At 67.6% G+C, this 19,252-nt stretch carries 21 protein-coding genes; 8 read left to right on the forward strand and 13 right to left on the reverse strand.

The window, feature by feature from the left end:
- Positions 1-20 precede the first annotated feature (20 nt).
- A complete protein-coding gene (locus ACCD06_RS01135; RefSeq protein ID WP_109075049.1) occupies positions 21-1,214 on the reverse strand; it encodes a pentapeptide repeat-containing protein in 1,194 nt (397 codons plus the stop codon).
- 291 nt (positions 1,215-1,505) lie between these two features.
- Here ACCD06_RS01135 and msrB point away from each other — a divergent pair, with 291 nt between their 5' ends.
- The 3 genes from msrB to ACCD06_RS01150 all read left to right on the forward strand — a co-directional run bounded on the left by msrB (position 1,506) and on the right by ACCD06_RS01150 (position 3,411).
- Positions 1,506-1,937 carry a peptide-methionine (R)-S-oxide reductase MsrB gene (gene msrB, locus ACCD06_RS01140; RefSeq protein WP_136702355.1) on the forward strand — a complete coding sequence of 144 codons (432 nt, stop codon included), beginning with the start codon at positions 1,506-1,508 and terminating at the stop codon, positions 1,935-1,937.
- A 241-nt stretch (positions 1,938-2,178) separates the two neighbouring features.
- Positions 2,179-2,742 (forward strand): hypothetical protein, encoded by a 564-nt coding sequence (locus ACCD06_RS01145; protein WP_413338132.1) that lies wholly within the window; start codon positions 2,179-2,181, stop codon positions 2,740-2,742.
- Between the two features lie 42 nt (positions 2,743-2,784).
- Entirely contained in the window at positions 2,785-3,411 is a 627-nt protein-coding gene (locus ACCD06_RS01150) for a hypothetical protein (protein WP_136702357.1), read from the forward strand.
- A 7-nt stretch (positions 3,412-3,418) separates the two neighbouring features.
- On the opposite strand, the gene ACCD06_RS01155 is transcribed toward ACCD06_RS01150, so the two are convergent.
- Positions 3,419-4,114 (reverse strand): response regulator, encoded by a 696-nt coding sequence (locus tag ACCD06_RS01155; protein ID WP_085091146.1) that lies wholly within the window; start codon positions 4,112-4,114, stop codon positions 3,419-3,421.
- A 204-nt stretch (positions 4,115-4,318) separates the two neighbouring features.
- On the opposite strand from ACCD06_RS01155, the gene ACCD06_RS01160 reads away from it, so the two are divergent.
- Together ACCD06_RS01160 and ACCD06_RS01165 are read left to right on the forward strand one after the other, a co-directional pair.
- Positions 4,319-5,725: a PLP-dependent aminotransferase family protein gene (locus tag ACCD06_RS01160; protein WP_413338134.1), complete on the forward strand. Its 1,407-nt coding sequence runs from the start codon at positions 4,319-4,321 to the stop codon at positions 5,723-5,725.
- 188 nt (positions 5,726-5,913) lie between these two features.
- Entirely contained in the window at positions 5,914-6,636 is a 723-nt protein-coding gene (locus ACCD06_RS01165) for a hypothetical protein (protein ID WP_413338136.1), read from the forward strand.
- A gap of 4 nt (positions 6,637-6,640) precedes the next feature.
- Here the strand turns inward: ACCD06_RS01165 and ACCD06_RS01170 are convergent, their stop codons facing one another.
- Both ACCD06_RS01170 and ACCD06_RS01175 read right to left on the reverse strand, forming a co-directional pair.
- The gene (locus ACCD06_RS01170) at positions 6,641-7,309 is read right to left on the reverse strand and encodes a response regulator transcription factor (protein ID WP_136702360.1); all 669 of its coding nucleotides are present in this window, start codon (positions 7,307-7,309) and stop codon (positions 6,641-6,643) included.
- Between the two features lie 155 nt (positions 7,310-7,464).
- Positions 7,465-8,508 carry an OmpA family protein gene (locus ACCD06_RS01175; RefSeq protein ID WP_109157621.1) on the reverse strand — a complete coding sequence of 348 codons (1,044 nt, stop codon included), beginning with the start codon at positions 8,506-8,508 and terminating at the stop codon, positions 7,465-7,467.
- A 213-nt stretch (positions 8,509-8,721) separates the two neighbouring features.
- Between ACCD06_RS01175 and ACCD06_RS01180 the strand changes: the two genes are divergently transcribed.
- A complete protein-coding gene (locus ACCD06_RS01180; protein ID WP_413338138.1) occupies positions 8,722-9,804 on the forward strand; it encodes an MBL fold metallo-hydrolase in 1,083 nt (360 codons plus the stop codon).
- A 6-nt stretch (positions 9,805-9,810) separates the two neighbouring features.
- Here ACCD06_RS01180 and ACCD06_RS01185 read toward each other — a convergent pair whose 3' ends face one another.
- The gene (locus ACCD06_RS01185; protein WP_042696427.1) at positions 9,811-10,017 is read right to left on the reverse strand and encodes a hypothetical protein; all 207 of its coding nucleotides are present in this window, start codon (positions 10,015-10,017) and stop codon (positions 9,811-9,813) included.
- A 228-nt stretch (positions 10,018-10,245) separates the two neighbouring features.
- Between ACCD06_RS01185 and ACCD06_RS01190 the strand changes: the two genes are divergently transcribed.
- Positions 10,246-10,527 carry a hypothetical protein gene (locus ACCD06_RS01190; protein ID WP_109157623.1) on the forward strand — a complete coding sequence of 94 codons (282 nt, stop codon included), beginning with the start codon at positions 10,246-10,248 and terminating at the stop codon, positions 10,525-10,527.
- A 132-nt stretch (positions 10,528-10,659) separates the two neighbouring features.
- Here ACCD06_RS01190 and ACCD06_RS01195 read toward each other — a convergent pair whose 3' ends face one another.
- From ACCD06_RS01195 to ACCD06_RS01225, 7 genes are all read right to left on the reverse strand, one after another.
- Complete coding sequence (locus tag ACCD06_RS01195; RefSeq protein ID WP_109157624.1) at positions 10,660-11,760, reverse strand: branched-chain amino acid ABC transporter substrate-binding protein; 1,101 nt, start codon at positions 11,758-11,760, stop codon at positions 10,660-10,662.
- Positions 11,761-11,930: 170 nt separating this feature from the next.
- Complete coding sequence (locus ACCD06_RS01200) at positions 11,931-12,290, reverse strand: DUF6867 family protein (RefSeq protein ID WP_413338141.1); 360 nt, start codon at positions 12,288-12,290, stop codon at positions 11,931-11,933.
- 1 nt (position 12,291) lies between these two features.
- On the reverse strand, positions 12,292-13,002 hold the full coding sequence (locus ACCD06_RS01205) for an ABC transporter ATP-binding protein (protein ID WP_042696422.1): 711 nt from the start codon (positions 13,000-13,002) through the stop codon (positions 12,292-12,294).
- A 3-nt stretch (positions 13,003-13,005) separates the two neighbouring features.
- Complete coding sequence (locus tag ACCD06_RS01210) at positions 13,006-13,881, reverse strand: ABC transporter ATP-binding protein (protein WP_136701020.1); 876 nt, start codon at positions 13,879-13,881, stop codon at positions 13,006-13,008.
- Positions 13,882-13,892: 11 nt separating this feature from the next.
- A complete protein-coding gene (gene livM, locus ACCD06_RS01215; RefSeq protein WP_136702847.1) occupies positions 13,893-15,392 on the reverse strand; it encodes a high-affinity branched-chain amino acid ABC transporter permease LivM in 1,500 nt (499 codons plus the stop codon).
- Between the two features lie 5 nt (positions 15,393-15,397).
- On the reverse strand, positions 15,398-16,303 hold the full coding sequence (locus ACCD06_RS01220) for an ABC transporter permease subunit (protein WP_085091136.1): 906 nt from the start codon (positions 16,301-16,303) through the stop codon (positions 15,398-15,400).
- Positions 16,304-16,689: 386 nt separating this feature from the next.
- Complete coding sequence (locus ACCD06_RS01225; RefSeq protein WP_413338144.1) at positions 16,690-17,463, reverse strand: hypothetical protein; 774 nt, start codon at positions 17,461-17,463, stop codon at positions 16,690-16,692.
- 277 nt (positions 17,464-17,740) lie between these two features.
- On the opposite strand from ACCD06_RS01225, the gene ACCD06_RS01230 reads away from it, so the two are divergent.
- Positions 17,741-18,733: an ROK family protein gene (locus ACCD06_RS01230; RefSeq protein ID WP_413338146.1), complete on the forward strand. Its 993-nt coding sequence runs from the start codon at positions 17,741-17,743 to the stop codon at positions 18,731-18,733.
- Positions 18,734-18,743: 10 nt separating this feature from the next.
- Here ACCD06_RS01230 and ACCD06_RS01235 read toward each other — a convergent pair whose 3' ends face one another.
- On the reverse strand, positions 18,744-19,151 hold the full coding sequence (locus ACCD06_RS01235; protein WP_109073421.1) for a hypothetical protein: 408 nt from the start codon (positions 19,149-19,151) through the stop codon (positions 18,744-18,746).
- Between the last annotated feature and the right edge of the window lie 101 nt (positions 19,152-19,252).

Below are 19,252 nucleotides of genomic sequence, written 5' to 3' on the forward strand. Positions count from 1 at the left end.
CCGCTTTTACGCCGATGCCCCTATGCCGGCGCCTCGAAGGGCTGCCAGCCGCGGGCGGCGGACAGGTCGGCGCCCTTCAGCGTGGCGAAGCTGGTCTTGATCGCCGTCAGGTCGGTGCCGCGCAGCACCACGCCGGCAAGGCTGGCGTCGCGCAGATCGGCGCCGTTCAGCCGGGCCTTGGCGAAGCTGGTCGGCCACAGCCGGCTGCCGTCGCCGCTGAGATCGACCTTGCGGAACTTGGCCCGCCACAGCTTGGCCCCGGCCAGATTGGCGCCCTCCAGGTTGCAGCCGGACAGGTCGGCGCTGGTGAAGTCGGCATCGCGCAGATCGCTGTAGGACAGGTCCGCCATCATCAGCTTGGCGCCGGAGAAATCCGCCCCGCGCAGACCGCAGAAGCGCATCACCGCCCCGCACAGCAGCTGGTTGGCGAAATTGTAGCCGCGCAGGTCGATCCGCTGCAACTGGATGCGGTCGCCCCCCTTGCCCAGCTTGTCGACCCAGATCTGGTGCTCGGCGATCAGTTCGCTCATCCGGGCCGCGGTGGTGGTCAGGCCGGTGCCGTCCACGTCGACGCCGTGCCGCTCCAGCGCCGTGCGCAGTTCGTCGTTCAGCCGGGCGCCGCACATCAGCACGCCGTCCAGCGTCGTCTTGCGCATGGTGGCGCCGGTCAGGTCCGCCCCGATCAGGATGGCGCCGCTGAGATCGCTGCCACTGAAATCGACGCCGGACAGGTCGCTGCCGCTGAAATCGCACTGCGCCATCCGGCAATCGGTCAGGATCGCCTTGGACAGGCTGCAGCCGACGAAGGTGGTGGTTCCGTCGCTGTTGCCGGCCGCCCGGAATTCGCCGGCATCCAGCACCATACCGCGGCGCAGGTCCGCACCCTGCAGATTGGCGTTCTGCAGCTTGGCGCCGTCCACCCTGGCCCCGCGCAGGTCGGCGCCCTGCAGCTGCGCGCCGGTCAGGTCGGCCTTCGACAGGTCGGCACCGTAGAGATCCGCCTTGGACAGCAGCGTCCCGACCAGACGCGCCCGCGCAAGGCTGGCCCCGGTCAGCTTGGCGCCCGACAGGTTGACGCGGTTCAGGCCCAGTCCGCCCAGTTCGTAGAAGCTGAGATTGGCGCGACGCCCCTTCCCTGCCGGATCGCGCAGCAGCCATTGCTGGTGCCGCACCAGCGCATCGCGAACCGCCCGGAGGTAGCGTTCATCCATCATGCGGCGCGTCGATGCCCCGGCATTGCCGTCCCGGACACGCTGTCCCGGACTGTTGGCGTCCAGGATGTTACCGAAACCGATTCAATTCCGAAAGGTACCAGCGGTCGAACCTTCGCCGGATCGGCAAGAATCTTTTGTCGCAGACGCACGTCCTGTCCGATATAGGCCGCCCCGCCGGTCACGACCGCGTGATGGCCGCGTGATGGCTGCCTTGCCCGGCTTGGGTGGGCGGGATTGCGGACCAATATAGGTGGCTCAGGATACCGACCATCAGCATGGGAGACCGGCGGCATGCCCGAATCGGACAAGACGCAATCGGCGAAAAGCGAGCAGGCCAGAAGCGAACAGGAGTGGAAGCGGGAGCTGTCGCCCAACCAGTACAAGGTGCTGCGCGAACACGCGACGGAATATCCCGGCACCAGCCCGCTGAACGACGAGAAGCGCCATGGCGTCTATCGCTGCGCCGGCTGCGGCCAGCCGCTCTACGCCAGCGACACGAAGTACGAGAGCGGGTCGGGCTGGCCCAGTTTCTGGGAGCCGCTGCCCGGCGCCGTCGAGACCTCCACCGACCACAAGCTGGCCTACCCGCGCACCGAGGTTCATTGCGCCGCCTGCAAGGGCCATCTTGGCCATGTCTTCGACGACGGGCCGCAGCCGACCGGCAAGCGATACTGCATGAACGGCGTCGCCATGAGCTTCGAGCCGGCGGAAAACACCGACTGACCGGCCGGACTATGACCGGGTGCCGGGGTTACTCCGCCTGTTCGGCATCCGGTCATAAACCCTCCCAAAAAAGGCGGGTTTACTCTTATTTCGGCTAAAAATGACAACCTCGGCTTGGAGCGCGATGGTATGATCCGCCCCGTGCGACGGGTTGTCGCGAGGGCATCGCGGCCCTTCGCCCGCCGTGGCACGATGCGTCGGTACACCGGCGCAGGCATTCGGTGCGGCTGGCGGAGGGCGAATGGTCATTTCGGCCGAATTCCTGGGGATGCTGCTTCTGATCGCCAGCGCCGCCGCGCTCGGACTGTCCATCGTCGTCGATGTCGGCCGCGTCAGCGCGGAGAAAACGCGCGAGGCGATGAACCAGCGCCAATACGACAAGAAGCGCGCCGCGCTCGCCGAATGGCGCCAGAAGACGGAGCGCAAGCGCGTCGACCTGACCACGCTGCAGGCCCGCCTGACCGAATTCAACGGCCGGCGCCAAAAGGCGCTGACCGAATTACGGGCGCTGGAATTTTCAAAGATTGAGCTTGTCCACGAACTGGGCGACCAGGACAGCGACGGCGACATCTATTGGGCGCAACTGGCCGCCGGGCCCAATTTCAACGAGCTGGACCGCAAGGACATCGTCTTCTCCCGCCAGATTTGGGAATACCGCAACGTCGCCCACATCACCGCCCCGTCCGCCGAACAGGCCCACGGGACGGTCCGGACCAGCTTTTCCCAGCGCAATGGCGTGATCTGCTCGCCGGTGGTTCCGCTGGCGCTCGCCCCCGACCCCGAGGCGGAGGCGTCCGCGGCATGAGGGGGGCGGCATGAGGGGCGGCAGCATGAAGAGGACGGCCGCATGACCGGCATGATGCTGTATTTCGCGCTGGGCCTGATGGTGCTGACCGTCCTGTCCAACCGTTACTGGCGCCGCCAGCTGGTGGTGACGCGGATCGCCATGTCCAAGCTGAAGGAGAAGGTGGACGACGTGACCAAGGAGGTCGCCGACGTCGCGTCCGACTACGCCCAGCTGGCGCATCACCATGCGGAGATGGAAAAGCGCGTGCAGAAGGCGGAGATCGACATGCAGGCCGCCATCCTCGAGCTTGACAAGAAGAAGTCGTCGGCGATGCAGCGTTATTTCGTCTTCGACCGCAACGAGCCGCGCCCCGGCCGCTTCTGGGAGGTTGCGGTCCGCTGCCACCCCACCGGCGTCAGCCTGTCCGACCAGCGGGGCTATCGCGGCTGGTCCGGGGTCCGCCGCTACCTGCTGGTCGCCGATGGCGACCGCGAGGCGCGCGAACGGGTCGCCGCCCGCTATCCCCGCAAGGCCGGCTTTGAAATCGTCGAGGTCGCCGGTTGCCGGCTGAACGGCCTGACCGTCAACCGCATCTCCGAACTCAGCACCTTCCGCAAGCCCGGAAAGCCGGAGGAAGACGGCGCGGCCGCCCGTCCGCAGCGCCGGGCCACATCGGCACAATCCTGACCGCAGCCTAATCCACCGCAGCCTGGAACATGTAGCCCATGCCGTGCACGGTGACGATGCGGCTGGGATCGGCCGGATCGGGCTCCACCACGCGGCGCAGGCGGCGGACCAGCCGGTCGATGGAGCGGTCGTAGGGCACCGAATCGCCGCGCAGGGTGAGGTCGAGCAGATCGTCCCGGCTCAGCACCCGCCCCGGATTCTCGACGAAGGCGGCGAGCAGTTCGAATTCGGCGGAGGTCAGGCGCGCATCCTCGCCATGGGGATCGCGCAGGCGGCGCTTGTCCAGATGCAGCTCCCACCCGTCGAACCGCTTCACCCGTCCACCGGCCGGCCGGGTCGGCTTGGCGATGCGGCGCAGCAGGCTGCGGGTGCGGGCCAGGATTTCGCGCGGCTCGAACGGCTTGGTGATGTAGTCGTCGGCGCCCAGTTCCAGCCCGATCAGCCGGTCCATCCGGTCGGACCGTCCGGTGATCAGGATGATGCCGATGTTGGAGGTCGCCCGCAGTTCCCGCGTCACCGCCAGACCGTCCTTGCCGGGCAGCCGGATGTCCAGCAGCAGCAGGTCGATCCTTCCGCGCGCCAGCAGCGCCGACAGCTGGTCGCCGTCCCGCGCCAGCATCACCCGATAGCCCTCCCCTTCCAGGTAGGCCTTCAGGGTCTCGCGGGTGATGGGATCGTCGTCGACCACCGCGATGGTGTGCATTGTCCCCCGTGCCGGACTGCGATGGGTGGCGGATTGTCTGCCACGCCCCATACCGAAGCTATCGGTTCCTCTAACTTGATACAAGATGCGGCGTAACGGACTTGCGCAAGGCGTTTCCGGATTGTTCGGCTTTTCCCTGCCCTGCCGACGGGGACAATCGCGTGGACCTTGCCAGCGGGTCGGGACAATGCCACATTTGTATTCATGACAAATTGGACCCCGAACCTGGAGGGCCGTCCCGGCCCGCTCTATCGCGTCATCGCCGACGCACTGGCGGACGACATCGCCGACGGTGTTCTGCCGGTCGGCACCCGGCTGCCGACCCACCGCGACCTCGCCTTCCGCCTGGGCGTGACGGTCGGCACGGTGACGCGCGCCTATACCGAGGCGGAAAAGCGCGGGCTGATCGGCGGAGAGGTCGGGCGCGGCACCTTCGTCCAGGGCCAGCGTGCGCCGGCCACCCCCCTGCCGCTCGGCTGGCCGCCGGCCGGCGAGACCTCGGCCGGCCCTGCCATCGTCAACATGACGACGGTCCATCCTGAACATGCGGTCGCCGTGCAGACCTTCGGCCAGACGCTGACGGCCATCGCCGCCTCCGGTCATGCCGCGGCGCTGATCGGCTACGGCCCCCATGCCGGCCTGCCCGACCACCGCGCCGCCGCCGCGGCCTGGCTGGAACGCCAGCACCGTGTCAAGGCCACCCCGGACTCGGTGCTGCTGACCACCGGTGCGCAGAACGCGCTGGCCGTGACACTGGCTGCCGTCGCCCGCCCCGGCGACGTCATCCTGGCGGAACGGCTGACCAACATCGGCACCAAGGCGCTGGCCGCCACCCAGGGCTATCACCTTGAAGGCGTCGCCATCGACGAACACGGGCTGGTGCCCGACGCCTTCGACAGCGCCTGCCGCCGGCTGGGGCCGAAGGCGGTCTATCTGGTGCCTACCCTGCAGAATCCGACGGCGGTCGTCATGCCCACCGCCCGCCGCCGCGAGATCGTGGAGATCGCCCGCCGCTATGGCGTGATCCTGATCGAGGACGACGTGTTCGGCTTCATGGTTCCGGATGCCGTGCCGATGCAGACCATGGCCCCGGACATCACCCTCTATGTGTCCGGCGTGTCGAAAAGCCTCGCCGCCGGGCTGCGGCTGGGCTTCGTCGTCGCCCCTCCGGAACTGCGCTCCCGCGTCGAGACCGCCATCCGCGCCCTGCAATATTCCGCCCCCGCCCTGCCGGCGGAGGTCGCGACGCGCTGGATCCAGGACGGCACCGCCGATCGCATCGTCGCCACCCAGCGGGAGGAGGATTTGGCCCGCCAGCGGCTCGCCCGCTCCATCCTGCCGGCCGAAACGGTCTACGGCCATCCGGCGGCCCAGCATCTGTGGCTGGTCCTGCCCGAACCCTGGCGGCGCGAGGATTTCATCGGCGAGGCCCGCCGCCGCGGGGTGATCGTCACCGGCGCCGATGCCTTCGCCGTCGGCCGCGCCAGTGCCCCCCATGCAGCGCGTGTCAGCCTGTGCATGCCGCGCAGCCGTGACGAGGCCGCCCGCGGCCTGCGCGCACTGGCCGACGCGATCGACGCGCCGGCGGCGGCGATGCTGTCCATCGTATGAGGGTGCAGGGCGGCGGACCCTGCCGCCCCGATGGGAAAATCCTGCCGCCCGACGGGACCTGAATTGCCGACCGTCATACCGATTGCAGCGCGACTTCCTTCCTTATCAAGAGCTTGGCTCTGGCCCGTATCCTGCAAACCTCTCGCCCATCATTCCTTTCCGGGAATGTGGGAAGAGGGGAGCGCACCATGGTCAGCCTGTCCAGTTACGCCGATATCGGCGGCATGGCCCAGAGCCTGCAGCAGTCGATCGACGCCGCGGTCAAGCGCGTGCAGCAGCAGGCGGCGGGCAATGGCGGCGCGACCGGCAAGGTCCAGGAATACGAGCAGACCGTCAACAAATCGGCGATGAACGCCGCCCCCTTCGCCACCAACATCGGAACGCTGGTCAAGGACAGCAGCCGCCTGAACGTCTTCAGCTCGCTGGCCTCCAACGATCCCGCCGATTTCTACAAGTTCAACGTCACCACCTCCGGCGCCGCGACGCTCGGCACGGTGGGCGATGCCGGCGTCCGGCTGCAGCTGATGGACCGCGGCGGCAAGATCATCGCCGACAGCAACAAGGATGCCGGCGCCAGTTATGACGCTTTCCAAAAGCTGAAATCCGGACAGCTCACCCTCGACAAGGGCGATTACACGCTGCGCATCGCCCGCGACAAGGATGTGCCGGTCAAGGACGCCAAGAGCTACGGCGTCCAACTGCGCATGGGCAACTACAGCAAGGATTACGACACCATCGCCAAGCAGCCGGCCAAGGGCGACAATCCCTTCGGCGGCAACACCAAGCTGCAGGGTCTGGCCTCGATCCTCGGTGCCGGCAGCGCCTCACCCAACCCCGCCTCGATGCTGCTGGGCGGGTCCGGCGGCAACGCCTACGCCGGCCGCGGATCGCTGCTGAACGCCATCCTGTAGCGGGTCAGACCAGCCGGTCGCGCCCCGATTCCTTGACCAACAGTACCGCCTGGGTGCGGCTGCCGACGCCCAGCGCCTTCAGGACGCCGGTGACGTGGGTCTTCACGGTGGACAGGTTCAGGCCCAGCCGTTCGCCGATCTCCTGGTTGGACAAGCCCTGGGCCAGCAGATCCAGCACCTCCAGCTGCCGACGGGTCAGCCCGTCGAAGATGGTTGGTGCCGCGCCGCGGGCGGTCGCCGCGGCAGGCGGAACCGGCGCTCCCGGCATGCCCAGCACCGGCGGCACATAGGACCCGCCGGCCATCACCAGCCGCAGGATGTTCACCACCAGCACATCGTCGGTCGATTTCGGAATGAAGGCGCGGACGCCGCGCGACAGCACCGCGCGCATTTCGTCCGGCGACTCGATCATCGAGAAGATGGCGACCGGAACCGGGGCCACGCGCTTGACCAGCGCCTCGACATCGTCCAGCCCGCCCAGTCCCGGCATGCGCAAATCCATCACGATCAGGTCGAACGGGGTCTCCCCGTCATGCATCGACGTGTCGAGGATGGCGTTCAACTGGCTGAAGCTGGTGGCGGCCACCACGGTGGCATGCTCGTCCAGTTCACCCACCAGATGGGTCAAGCCGCTGCGGACGATGGAATGATCGTCGGCGATCAGAACCTGCATGTAACGTCTCGGACCGAAGATGCCTGGGGTACCGCACCGTCATACGCTGACGCAACGGTCCGCGCTACCTCCTTCGCACGTCGGACAGCCGCAATCCCGGAAGGGTCACGGACGTTCGCCGGGGGAGAGGCGCGCGCCCCTCCCCCATTCCCCGGTCAGGAGATCTTGATCATGATCTGCGCACGGCGGTTCGACGGCTCGCGCACGTTCGGACCGGTCGGAACCATCAGCTGGTTCTCGCCGACACCTTCGATGGTGATGATGTTGGCCGGCGTGCCGTGCCGGATCAGCGCCTGACGCACCGCCTCAGCCCGGCGCAGCGAGAGCTTCTGATTGTAGGACGGCGAGCCCGAGGTGTCGGTGTGGCCGATCACCTGGATGCGGACGGCGCGGGCGCGGCTGGCTCCCTCCGCCGCATCGGCGATGATCTTGTCGGAGTTCGGCGTGATCACCGATTTGTCCCAATCGAAGAACACCTGATACTCGCTCTGCGGCTGGGCCGCCATCGGCGGCGCGGCCGGGGCCGGGGCGGCGACCGGCGTGGCCCGCTCCGGCCCGCCGAAGGTATAGCGCAGCCCGGCCAGGATGGTGTGGTTGCGGTACTCGCCCTTGGAGGTCACCGGACCAAGCTCGAACTCCGGATCGACGGTGGCGAAATACCGGTAGTCCAGCGTCAGCGCCACATTGTCGTTGATCGCATAGGACGCGCCGACGATGCCCTGATAGGCGAAGACCCAGTCGCGGTCGCTGGCGCCGTTCAGTGACTGCTTCACGCCGGCGATACCGGCACCGGCGCCGATATAGGGGGTGATCGGCAGGCCGATGTTGATGTCGTACAGCAGGTTGCCCATGAAGGCGACCGAGCTCATCTTGCCGCCCAGGCCGTTCAGGCCGGGGGTGGCGCTGCTGGTGCTGTCGACGCTGTTGCGCCACCGCCAGGCGGCCTCCAGTTCGGCGCGCAGCCCCATCGCGGTGGCGTAGCCGACCGACAGGTCGCCAATGCCGCCAATCTTGAATTCCTCCTTCAGACCCAGGCCCGGGGCCGGATAGCTGCTGAGGTCGGCATCCTCGGTCCAGTTCACGCCGGCCCCCGCGCCGACATAAAAGCCTTCCGTACCGGCAAAGGCGGCGGTCGGGACGGCCAGTGAAGGAACGGCGACGGCCAGTGCCGTGCCCAGTAAAATCCCACGCATCGTCATGTTCTTGTTCCCATCGTTGACGGCGTTGGCGGATCGGGACGTCCCGGCCTGCGGCGAAGTGCGTGACAGAACGGGCTCCGGCCCCGACAATGGAATTGGCTGGCACGGCTTCCAATCCCGGCTCCGCAAGGCCATTTTTCCTGTTGCAGATTTGCCTCACCGGAACTAGGGGCATTTTCTCTCGTGATAACAACAGCTTGGACAGACAGCGCAATGGCTTCTACCCCGGACGGATCGGTTGATTACCCCCTCTGCACCACCCCCGATCCCGGCGGATGGCAGGAGGTGGTGCCCGGCGTGCTGTGGATCCGGCTGTCCCTTCCCTTCCAACTCGACCACATCAATGTCTGGGCGCTCGACGGCGGGGCGGCCGGCTGGACGCTGGTCGACTGCGGTCTGGGCGATCCGCGCAGCCGCGCGGTGTGGGAGGGTTTGCTGCGCGATGCGCTGGGCGGGCGTCCGGTGGAGCGGGTGGTGGCGACCCATTTCCATCCCGACCACATCGGCGCCGCTGCCTGGCTGGTGGAGCGGACCGGCGCCGGCTTCGCCACCTCGCTGACTGAGTGGCTGTTCGCCCGCACCCTGTCCGCCGGCAACGATGCCGCCGCCGATGCGGTGGTCGAGGGTTTCTACCGCCGCTGCGGGCTCGATGAGGAGGCGCTGGCATCCCTGCTCGCCCGCAAGGGGGCCTACAGCCGCGGGGTGCCGGCGGTCCCGGCGACTCTGACGCGCCTGCGGGCCGGCGACCGGCTGCGGGTGGGCGACCGTGATTGGACGGTGATCGGCGGCAGCGGCCACACGGCGGAGCCGGTCAGCCTGCACCGCCCGGCCGATGCGGCCGGTCCGGACCTGTTGATTTCCGGCGACCAGATCCTGCCGCGGATCAGCCCCAACATCAGCGTCTGGCCGTCGGAGCCGGACGCCGATCCGCTCGCCGACTATCTCGCCAGCCTGGAGGGGTGGAATGCCCTGCCGGCGGACACCCTGGTCCTGCCCTCGCACGGGCGCCCTTTCCACGGCCTGCATCGGCGCGCCGGGGAGCTGGCCCGGCATCATGCGGAGCGTCTGGCCGAGATCGAAACGCTGTGTGTGGAACCGCAGACCGCCGCCGCGGTGACGCGGGCGCTGTTCCCGCGTCCGCTCGACCCTCAGCAGATGCTCTTCGCTGTGGGCGAGGGGGTGGCGCACCTCAACCACCTGATCGGCAAGGGGCGGCTGGAGCGGCTGGCCGGACGGCATGACGGAATGCCGGCCGCCGACCTTTACCGCCGGCCGGAAGTCACGGGTCCGGCCTGACGGCGATCACTCGGTAACGATCTCGAACTCGTGGGGATCGAGCAGGGTCGCCACCGACAGGGTCTTCAGCGTCTTCGGGTCGTCGGTGCGTTTCATCTGTGCATGCTGGGTGCCCATGCCGTCCTTGCGGATGGCGATCACTTCCCAATAGCCACCGCTGGGGGACAGCTTGCGATAAATCTGTCCCTCAACCACCTCGCGCTTCCTGCGCATTTTCGTTCTCCAAAACCCGTCCCATACCGGCGGCCGTCACGGTCGCCGCGAAGGGCGCCATTGAAGCACAAAACCCCCCTGCCGTGGCGAGTGTCCGTTCGGTGACCCTTTGCCGATGCTGCATATGCACCGTCGCAGTGCCGCACGACGGTGGCACCCCCGATGACCCTTTGCCGCAGTGCGGTTTCCTGGTGGAACAAAATCTGCGGCTGTGGGTTCATATGCGTCATGAACACCGATCTCGACGTGCTTGTCTTCGCGACCCGCCTGGTTGATGAACTGGGCGAGACCGCGATTCGAATGAGCCGCGTTCGTCTTGTCGAACTCACGGCCGCCAATCACACCCGTGCCGCCGCCTTCTGGCGGGAGGTGATGCGCACCTCCGAACGGCTGCTCAGCGAGCAGTCGGGACGGCGTGTGGCGACCGGGCTCTCCTCCCCGGCCATCGCCGCGGCGCAACCGGCTGTGGCCCAGCATCACGTCGCGCATGTTCCCCGACCTATTCCCTGACCCGTTTTCGGCCAAGGCCGCGGTGCCGCCGCAGCCTTGTCGGGCGGGCAGCAGAACCTCCCATCGATCCTCATAGAAAAAGGGCCGGCACGGAGTGCCGACCCTTTTCCACGGAACGCTGATGCGTTTCGCTTACTTCACTTCGGCATACTGGCCGTTGTGCCACTTGTACCAGACATAGGCCGGGCTGGTGACGTCGCCCTTGGCATCGAAGGCGATCTTGCCGATGACGGTGTCGTAGTTGCCCTTGCGCATGACTTCGGCAACCTTGGCCGCGTCGGTCGACTTCGCCTGCTTCACCGCGTCCGCCCAGATCTGAAGAGCGGCATAGGTGTACAGGGTGTAGCCTTCCGGCTCGTAACCGGCCTTGCGGAACGTCTCCACGACGGCCTTGGCGGTCGGCTTCTCGCGCGGATCCGGACCGAAGGTCATCATGGTGTCTTCGCCGGCGTCGCCGGTGATGGCCCAATACTCGTTGGTCACCAGGGCGTCACCCGACACGATGGTGGCCTTGAGGCCCTGGTCCTTCATCTGGCGGGCGATCAGGCCGGCCTCGGTGTGATAGCCACCGATGTAGACGGCGTCGATGTTCGCCTGCTTCAGCTTCGACACCAGAGCGGAATAGTCCTTCTCACCGGCCGTATAGGCTTCGTAGATGGCTTCCTTCTGGCCGCCGGCGTTCAGCGCCTTCTGCGTCTCGTCGGCCAGACCCTTACCATAGGCCGACTTGTCGTGCAGGATGGCGACGTTCTTGCCCTTGAACTTCTCCAGCAGATACTTGCCGGCGATGATGCCCTGCTGGTCGTCACGGCCGCAGACGCGGAAGACGTTCTTCAGGCCCTGCTCAGTCAGCTTCGGGTTGGTCGAAGCCGGGGAGATCTGCAGCATGCCCTCCTCGGCGTAGACCTGGCTGGCCGGGATCGACGAGCCCGAGCAGAAGTGGCCGGCCACGAACTTCACACCGGCCTTGGCCAGCTGGTTGGCGACGGCGACGGCCTGCTTCGGATCGCAGGCGTCGTCACCGACTTCCAGCTTCAGCTTCTGGCCCAGGACACCGCCGGCGGCATTGATGTCCGCGACGGCCTGCTCCATGCCCTTCTTCATCTGCTCGCCGAAGGTGGCGTACTGGCCGGTGATCGGGCCGGCGGTGGCCACCGCGATGTCGGCCTTGGCGGCCGTGGCGGAAAGCGCGGTCGCCGCGATCGCGGCGAGAAGGGACAGCTTGAATTTCATGGGTGTGCTTGCTCCCTGTTCTGTGTGGTCCCTGTTGCAACATACCCCCGGCCCTTACGGGCCTTGCCGCCGGGTCCCCTCCGGCGGGTTCCAGAATACCATACCCCAAGTGGTGCATAGTGCGACAGTTTCGCAGGCACCAATCAGCCGTACGGTCTATTCCTGTTGTCCTATTCTCCGGCACCCGTGCCTGTCCGCTCCCGCCAGCCGAAGGGACCGGCGCGCTCATAGAGCCACGGATACTGGTTGACCATGCGCCTTGCGATGGCGATGCGATGCGCCGTCAGCGTGATGAGGCCGAGCACGACCGTGTGAACGATGAAGCCCCACGGCGACAGCAGTTCCTCGCCGAACAGGCCCCAGGCCAGGAAGCGGTCGCCAACCCCCAGCAGCAGCGAGTAGGCCAGCACGCTTCCCACCGGCTTCCAGCCCTCCGCCAGCGTCTGGCCGGTCAGAACGCCGCAGCCGCCGAACACCAGAAGCGTCAGGAACACGAAGACCGGAACCGACGAACCCAGGATCGTCTCCATCTCAGTGACCCCCTTCCAGATAGGCGGACCGCACCTCCGGGTCGGCCAGAAGCTGCGCCCCGGTTCCCGTCATCGTGATCTTCCCCGTCACCATCACATAGGCCCGGTGCGCCAGCTTCAGCGCGTGGAAGGCGTTCTGCTCCACCATGAACACCGTCATCTTCTGTTCCCGGTTGATCTCCTGGATCACCTGGAAGATCTGCTTCACGATCAGCGGCGCCAGACCCAAGCTGGGCTCGTCCAGCAGAAGCAGACGCGGCTGGCTCATCAGCGCCCGCCCGATCGCCAGCATCTGCTGCTCGCCGCCCGACATCGTGCCGGCGCGCTGGTTGATGCGCTCCTTCAGGCGCGGGAACAGCGTCAGCACCCGCTCCAGCTCGCGGTCGAAGCTGCCGGGCTGCGCGACGATCGAGCCCATCTGCAGGTTCTCAAGCACCGTCATCCGCGGGAAAATGCGACGGCCTTCGGGAGACTGCGCGATGCCGCGCCGCACGATCTCGTGGGTCGGCAGGTCGGTGATGTCCTCGCCCTCGAAGAACACACGGCCCTGGCGGGCGCGCGGGCTGCCGCAGATCGTCATCAGCAGCGTCGACTTGCCCGCCCCGTTGGCGCCGATCAGCGAGACGATCTCACCGGCGCCGATCTCGATGTCGATGCCCTTCAGCGCCTCGATGGCGCCGTAAAACGTATGGACGCCCGATACCTTCAGCATGGCTCAGGCCCCCTTCTGGGCAAGATTGAGGTCCGACGCGACCTCCGGCGGCAGCGCTTCGTCCTCGTCCTCGCCGAGGTAGGCGCGGATCACCGCCGGGTCGTTCTTCACATGCTCCGGATCGCCGTCGGAAATCTTCCGGCCATAGTCCAGCACCACCACATGGTCGGAAATGCGCATCACCACGCTCATGTCATGCTCGATCAGCAGAACGCCGGTCCGGTGGCCCTGCGGCGTCTGCACATCACGGATGAAGGTCAGGATCTCGGCCAGCTCGCCCGACTCGCGCGGGTTCAGGCCGGCCGCCGGCTCGTCCAGGCAGAGCAGAACCGGCTCGGTGCACATGGCGCGTGCGATCTCCAGCCGGCGCTGGGCGCCATAGGGCAAATTGCCGGCCTCCCAGTCGGCGAACTCGGTCAGACGCACCCGGTCCAGCCAGTATTTCGCCAGCTCCACCGCCTCATGCTCGGCCTTGCGGAAGCCCGGCAGGCCGAGCAGGCCGCCGATGGCGAAGCCCGACGCCCGCATCAGCTTGTTGTGCTGGGCGACGATCAGGTTCTCCAGAACGCTCATGCCGCTGAACAGCCGGATGTTCTGGAAGGTGCGCGCCACCCCGGCCAGCTGGGCGATGCGGTAGCCCGGCATCCGCTCCAGCAGGAACTCCTTGCCCTGCGGGTGGCGCAGCGTCAGCCGGCCCACCGTGGGGGTGTAGAAGCCGGTGACGCAGTTGAACAGCGTGGTCTTGCCGGCGCCGTTCGGGCCGATCAGCGCGGTGATCTCGCCCGCCCGCGCCTCGAAGGACACGTCGTTGTTCGCCACCAGACCGCCGAAGCGCATGGTCAGGTGCTCGACGCTCAGCAAAGGCTTGTCAGTGCTCATCGGTGCGGCGCTCATTTCGCGGCTCCCGCCGGGATCGGCTTCTTGCCGCCATGCAGGAGGATGGTCGGGTCGCGGTGGGCCAGCAGGCCGCGCGGACGCCACAGCATGATCACCACCATGCCGGCGCCGAACGCCAGCATGCGGTAGTCGGCCAGCTCGCGGAACGCCTCCGGCAGGCCGATCACCAGCAGGGTGGCGACCACCACGCCGATCTGGCTGCCCATCCCGCCCAGCACCACGATGGCCAGGATGATCGCCGACTCGATGAAGGTGAAGCTCTCCGGGCTGATGAAGCCCTGGCGCGTCGCGAAGAAGGAGCCGGCGAAGCCGCCGAACATCGCCGCGATCGCAAAGGCCGCCAGCTTCATGTTGGTGCGGTTGATGCCGAGCGAGGCGCAGGCGATGTCGTCCTCGCGCAGAGCCTCCCAGGCGCGGCCCAGCGGCAGCTTGCGAACGCGCAGCGTGAACAGGTTCACCACCAGCGCCAGGGCCAGGATGAGGTAGTAGAGGAAGACGATGCGGTGCAGCGGCGAGTATTCCAGCCCGAACAGCTCGTGGAAGGCGGCCATGCCCTCGGCCGGGCTGCGGCTGAAGTCGGCGATGCCGAAGAAGCTCGGCCGCGGAATGCCGGAGATGCCGTTGGGGCCGCCGGTGAACTGGTACCAGTTGACCAGGATGATGCGGATGATCTCGCCGAAGCCCAGGGTCACGATGGCGAAATAGTCGCCGCGCAGACGCAGCACCGGGAAGCCCAGCAGCACGCCCGAACAGGCGGCCAGCAATCCGGCCAGCGGCAGGCAGACCCAGAAGCTGAGGCCGAAGTAATGGGCCAGCAGCGCGTAGGAATAGGCGCCGACCGCATAGAAGGCGACATAGCCGAGGTCGAGCAGGCCGGCGAGGCCGACGACGATGTTCAGGCCCCAGCCCAGCATGATGTAGGTCAGCAGCAGGATGCCGATGTCCAGCAGCATGCGGTCGGCCAGCGGCGTCATCGGCAGGACGGCGGCGAAGACCACGGCGACCGGGCCGATGTATTTGCTGGCGTGCTGCACCTTGGCGGCGATGCGGTCCATCCGCTTGTCGCGGTCGGCCTGGCTCAGCTTGGAGCGGCCGGTGGCCACCGTCATGGCGGCGCGCAGCGCGATGACGCCGCCGCCCAGCACCAGAACCAGCCGCAGCACCTGGGTCGGCATCGGCAGCACCAGCCCGACGCCGGCGCAGATCAGCGCCAGGATCAGCACCGGCAGCGCCATGCCCTGGCGGATCAGCCCGAGGCCGAGGCGGCCGAAGAAGACCAGGAGGAGGGAGGCGATCACCTCCTCCGGCCGGGCTTCGATGCCGAGACCGGTGGGGCGGTCGACCGTGCGCAGGCCGACCAGCGGCACGGTCAGCAGCAGGGCGACGAAGGCGGCGAGGCCGGCGTCCTTGACGGTGGCGGCCCAGTCGACGCCGGGGCGCTTGCCGTTGATGTGGAAATGGGGGTGCGACGGCGCGTGGGAAGGGGTGGTCATGGCGCTTACACCTTCTCGATCTCGGGCCGGCCGAGCAGGCCGGTGGGCCGGAAGATCAGGACGAGGACGAGGATGGAGAAGGTTGCGACGTCCTTCCATTCGGAGCCGACATAGCCCGACCAGAAGGCCTCGATCAGGCCGATGACCACGCCGCCGAGCATGGCGCCGGGCAGCGAGCCGACGCCGCCGAGCACGGCGGCGGTGAAGCTTTTCACGCCGGCGAGGAAGCCGATGTAGAAGTCGATGACGCCATAGATCAGCAGCACCATCATGCCGGCGACGGCGGCGAGCGCCGCGCCCATGACGAAGGTCAGCGAGATGACGCGGTCGACGTTGACGCCGAGCAGGCCGGCCATCTTCTTGTCCTGCTCGCAGGCGCGCTGGGCACGGCCCAGCGAGGTGCGGTTGATCAGGATGGTGAAGCCGACCATCAGGACCAGGGTGATGATGATGGTGGCCAGCCGGACGTAGCTGACGGAGACGGCGCCGTCCATCAGGGTGAGGTTGCCGGGCAGGATGGGCTGCAGCGGCTTGGAGCGGGCGCCCTGGAGGATCTGGATATAGTTCTGCAGGAAGATCGACATGCCGATGGCGGAGATCAGCGGCGCCAGGCGGGGCGAGGAGCGTAGGGGCCGGTAGGCGATGCGCTCGACCGTCCAGCCATAGACGCTGGTGAACAGCATGGAGGCGACCAGCATGATCAGCAGGGCCAGCGGCACCCAGGTGACGCCGAGCGCGCCGATGGCCAGGAAGGTGATCAGCGCGACAAAGGCGCCGATCATGTAAATCTCGCCATGGGCGAAGTTGATCATGCCGATGATGCCGTACACCATCGTGTAGCCAATCGCGATCAGGCCGTAAATCGCCCCAAGCGACAAGCCGTTGATCAATTGCTGGAGAAAATAGTCCATGTCCTCATCCCACCTTCAGCGCGGCGCAAAGGCAGGGTGCGGCGGCACGGGCACACTCGGCACACCGGTCTCGCAACAGCAGCCCCCTGTCTGGTGCAGCCCGTCCAGTCACCAAACGGAATGCCGTTTCATCGGGAGTTCCGTCTACTGGTCTGACGGACCATGATTTTTCCTGTTCGGAGGATGCTCCTGCAATCCGGCCGGGCCATCGGGCAGGCGCCCCTCCTGACCTTTTCGGTAGTACCAGCCTGACGGATTTTTGCAAGACAGATTTGTGCTGTCCGCATGCGTGATCCTCCCGGACAACCGGAGCCTGAAATGAGAAACGCCCCGCCGGCGGTTGCCGGCAGGGCGTTTCTCGCAACGAACCAGAGATCGTTGAAGCGTCAGCGCACGGCGACCGACTGCTTGGCCGGGGCGGCGGCGACCTTCTGCTTCGGCTTGGTCGCAGCGGCGGCCTTGGCCGGCTTCGCCTTCGCGGTCGTGGCCTTGGGCGCCGCCGGGGCGGGCGTGGCTGAAGCGACAGCGAAGACGGGATCCGGATTGCTGACCGTCTTCACGTCGCAGAGCGGACGGCTGGCCAGATGCATCAGGCCGGCGCCCTTCTCGTCGGTGGTCAGGGTGCGCAGGTCGTCGGGCGTCAGGTCCTTGGCGGCGACCGAACGATCGACGAAATTGGCGCAGTATTGCGGAATGCCGATGGTGGCGGCGCGGCGGCTGATCTCGTTCGCCAGCTCCGTCCGGAACATGTCGAACTGGCGCGTGGCGTTGCCGCCGCCCGACCGCTTGTAGAAGGCGATCAGCGACGCTTCCGAGTTGGACAGCATGGCGCGGTTCTTGACCGAGAAGTCCTGGTAAAGGTCGAAGGGCTTCTTGTCCGGCGTGACCGTGCGGCAGGTCAGGCCGACGATCATCATCTCCGTGTGCAGGCGCATCATCTGCTCGGCCGCATATTCGGAGCGGTTGTAGCAGGCGGGCGTGGCCGGGCCGCTCGACTTGGCCGGGCGCGCCTTCGCGGCAGCCGGCTTCGCAGCGGCCGCCTTCGCAGCCTCCTTGGCGGCGGCACTCGTGGGCGCGGGCAGGGCGAGCAGCGCGCCGAGGACGGCGGCGCCGGTCAGGGCTTTCAGGGACAGGCGGAGGGCGGCGCGCTGGCGACTCATCAGGGGCTCCGGTGGCGCGGTACGATAGGACGGGTTCGGGCGGAGATGGGCGGCGCCCGACAGTCGGCGACCTTCTACCCGAACGCCCGGGCTGGTCAATGGGATTTGCCCGCCGCTCGCGTTTTGTCCCATCACCGCGGCGGAGAGGCAACGCAGGTCCGGGCGGCTCCCGGCGACAGGGTCATGCCCCTCCGGACAGGGGTGGCGCCCGCCGCTGGACGCGGCGGGTCCGGCGACGCTATGGATGGACGTAGGACAGTCGGACAGGTGACAGGGCATGGCAGCCACCGGATCGCAATCGGTCGGAACGGGGTTCGGAACAGAGTATGCGGGCGGGCACCGCATCGGCATCGACCTGGGCGGGACCAAGACCGAGGGCATCCTGCTCGACCGACAGGGAAACCAGTTGGCGCGCCATAGAGTTCCCACGCCGAAGGGAGATTACGACGGCACGGTCGCGACCATCCGCGATCTGGTCGCCCGCCTGGAAGATAAAATCCCCGGCGGGCACAAGGCGACGGTCGGGCTTGGCATTCCGGGCGCCATCTCTCCGGCGACCGGGCTGGTCAAGAACGCCAACTCCACCTGGCTGATCGGGCGCGATTTCACCCGCGACCTGACCCAGGCGCTCGGCCGGCCGGTGCGGATCGAGAACGACGCCAATTGTCTGGCGGTTTCGGAGGCGACCGACGGCGCCGGGGCCGGCTGCGGCGTGGTGTTCGCGGCGATCCTCGGCACCGGCTGCGGTGCCGGCATCGTCGTGCATGGCCGGGTGCTGGGCGGACGCAACGCCATCGCCGGGGAATGGGGGCACAACCCGCTGCCCTGGCCGACCGATGCCGAGCGGCCGGGACCGGCCTGCTATTGCGGCAGGCACGGCTGCCTGGAGACCTTCGTGTCCGGACCCGCTGTGGCGGCGGACCATCTCGCGGCGACCGGCGAAAGGCTCGACGCCGCGACGATTCTCGCCCGCGCAGCCGATCCGTCCGCCGCCAACGACGGATGCAGGTCGACGGCGGACCGGCTGGTCGGCCGCCTCGCCCGTGGTCTGGCGGCGGTCGCCAACCTGCTGGACCCCGACGTCATCGTGCTGGGCGGCGGCCTGTCGAACGCCGAGCTGCTGTACGAGCGGCTGCCGGCGGCGATGCAGCCCTGGGCCTTCAGCGACCGTCTGGACACGCCGGTGCGCCGCGCCCGCCATGGCGATTCCAGTGGCGTGCGCGGCGCTGCATGGCTGTGGCGGCCCGGAGAGCTGCCGGACGGGACCTGACGGAAGGAGCTTAGTCGGTCCGCGCGGTGCGCGGGGCCGGCGGGACATCGGCGCTGCGCGGCGGAGCAGCGCCGCGCCGGGCGGCGGCGGGGTCCACCGGCGGCGGCGTCAGCGAGTGGGAAGCGGAATAATGCTGAGTCGTCCGCTTCACATCGGTGCCGTAGCGCGTCATGCCGGCGCGGTCCTTGCCCGCCTTGATCGCCCCCCAGTGGGACGGGGCCGGGCCGGGGATCGGCTGCGCCTGATCCATGTTGCGCAGGAGCGGGCCGGTCGGGACCATCTGGTCATACACCCAGGGTGCATACTCCTGCTTCTGGGCATGGGCCGGCAGCGACAGCGTCACCATCGCCAGCGTGGCGGCCACGGCGGAGAGGGCGAATTTGACGGCGGTTTCGGCAGAGGAGGCAACGCGGGTCATCGAACAGGCGCCTTTCGTCCGGAAAAACGGATCGGAAGGGTCAGTCGAGCGGAAAGCGCCCGCGCCGTCCAATGCGGAGGCGCGTTACCCACCCCGGTTGC

This window comes from Azospirillum sp. CT11-132, assembly GCF_047302835.1.
Taxonomy (GTDB): Bacteria; Pseudomonadota; Alphaproteobacteria; order Azospirillales; family Azospirillaceae; genus Azospirillum.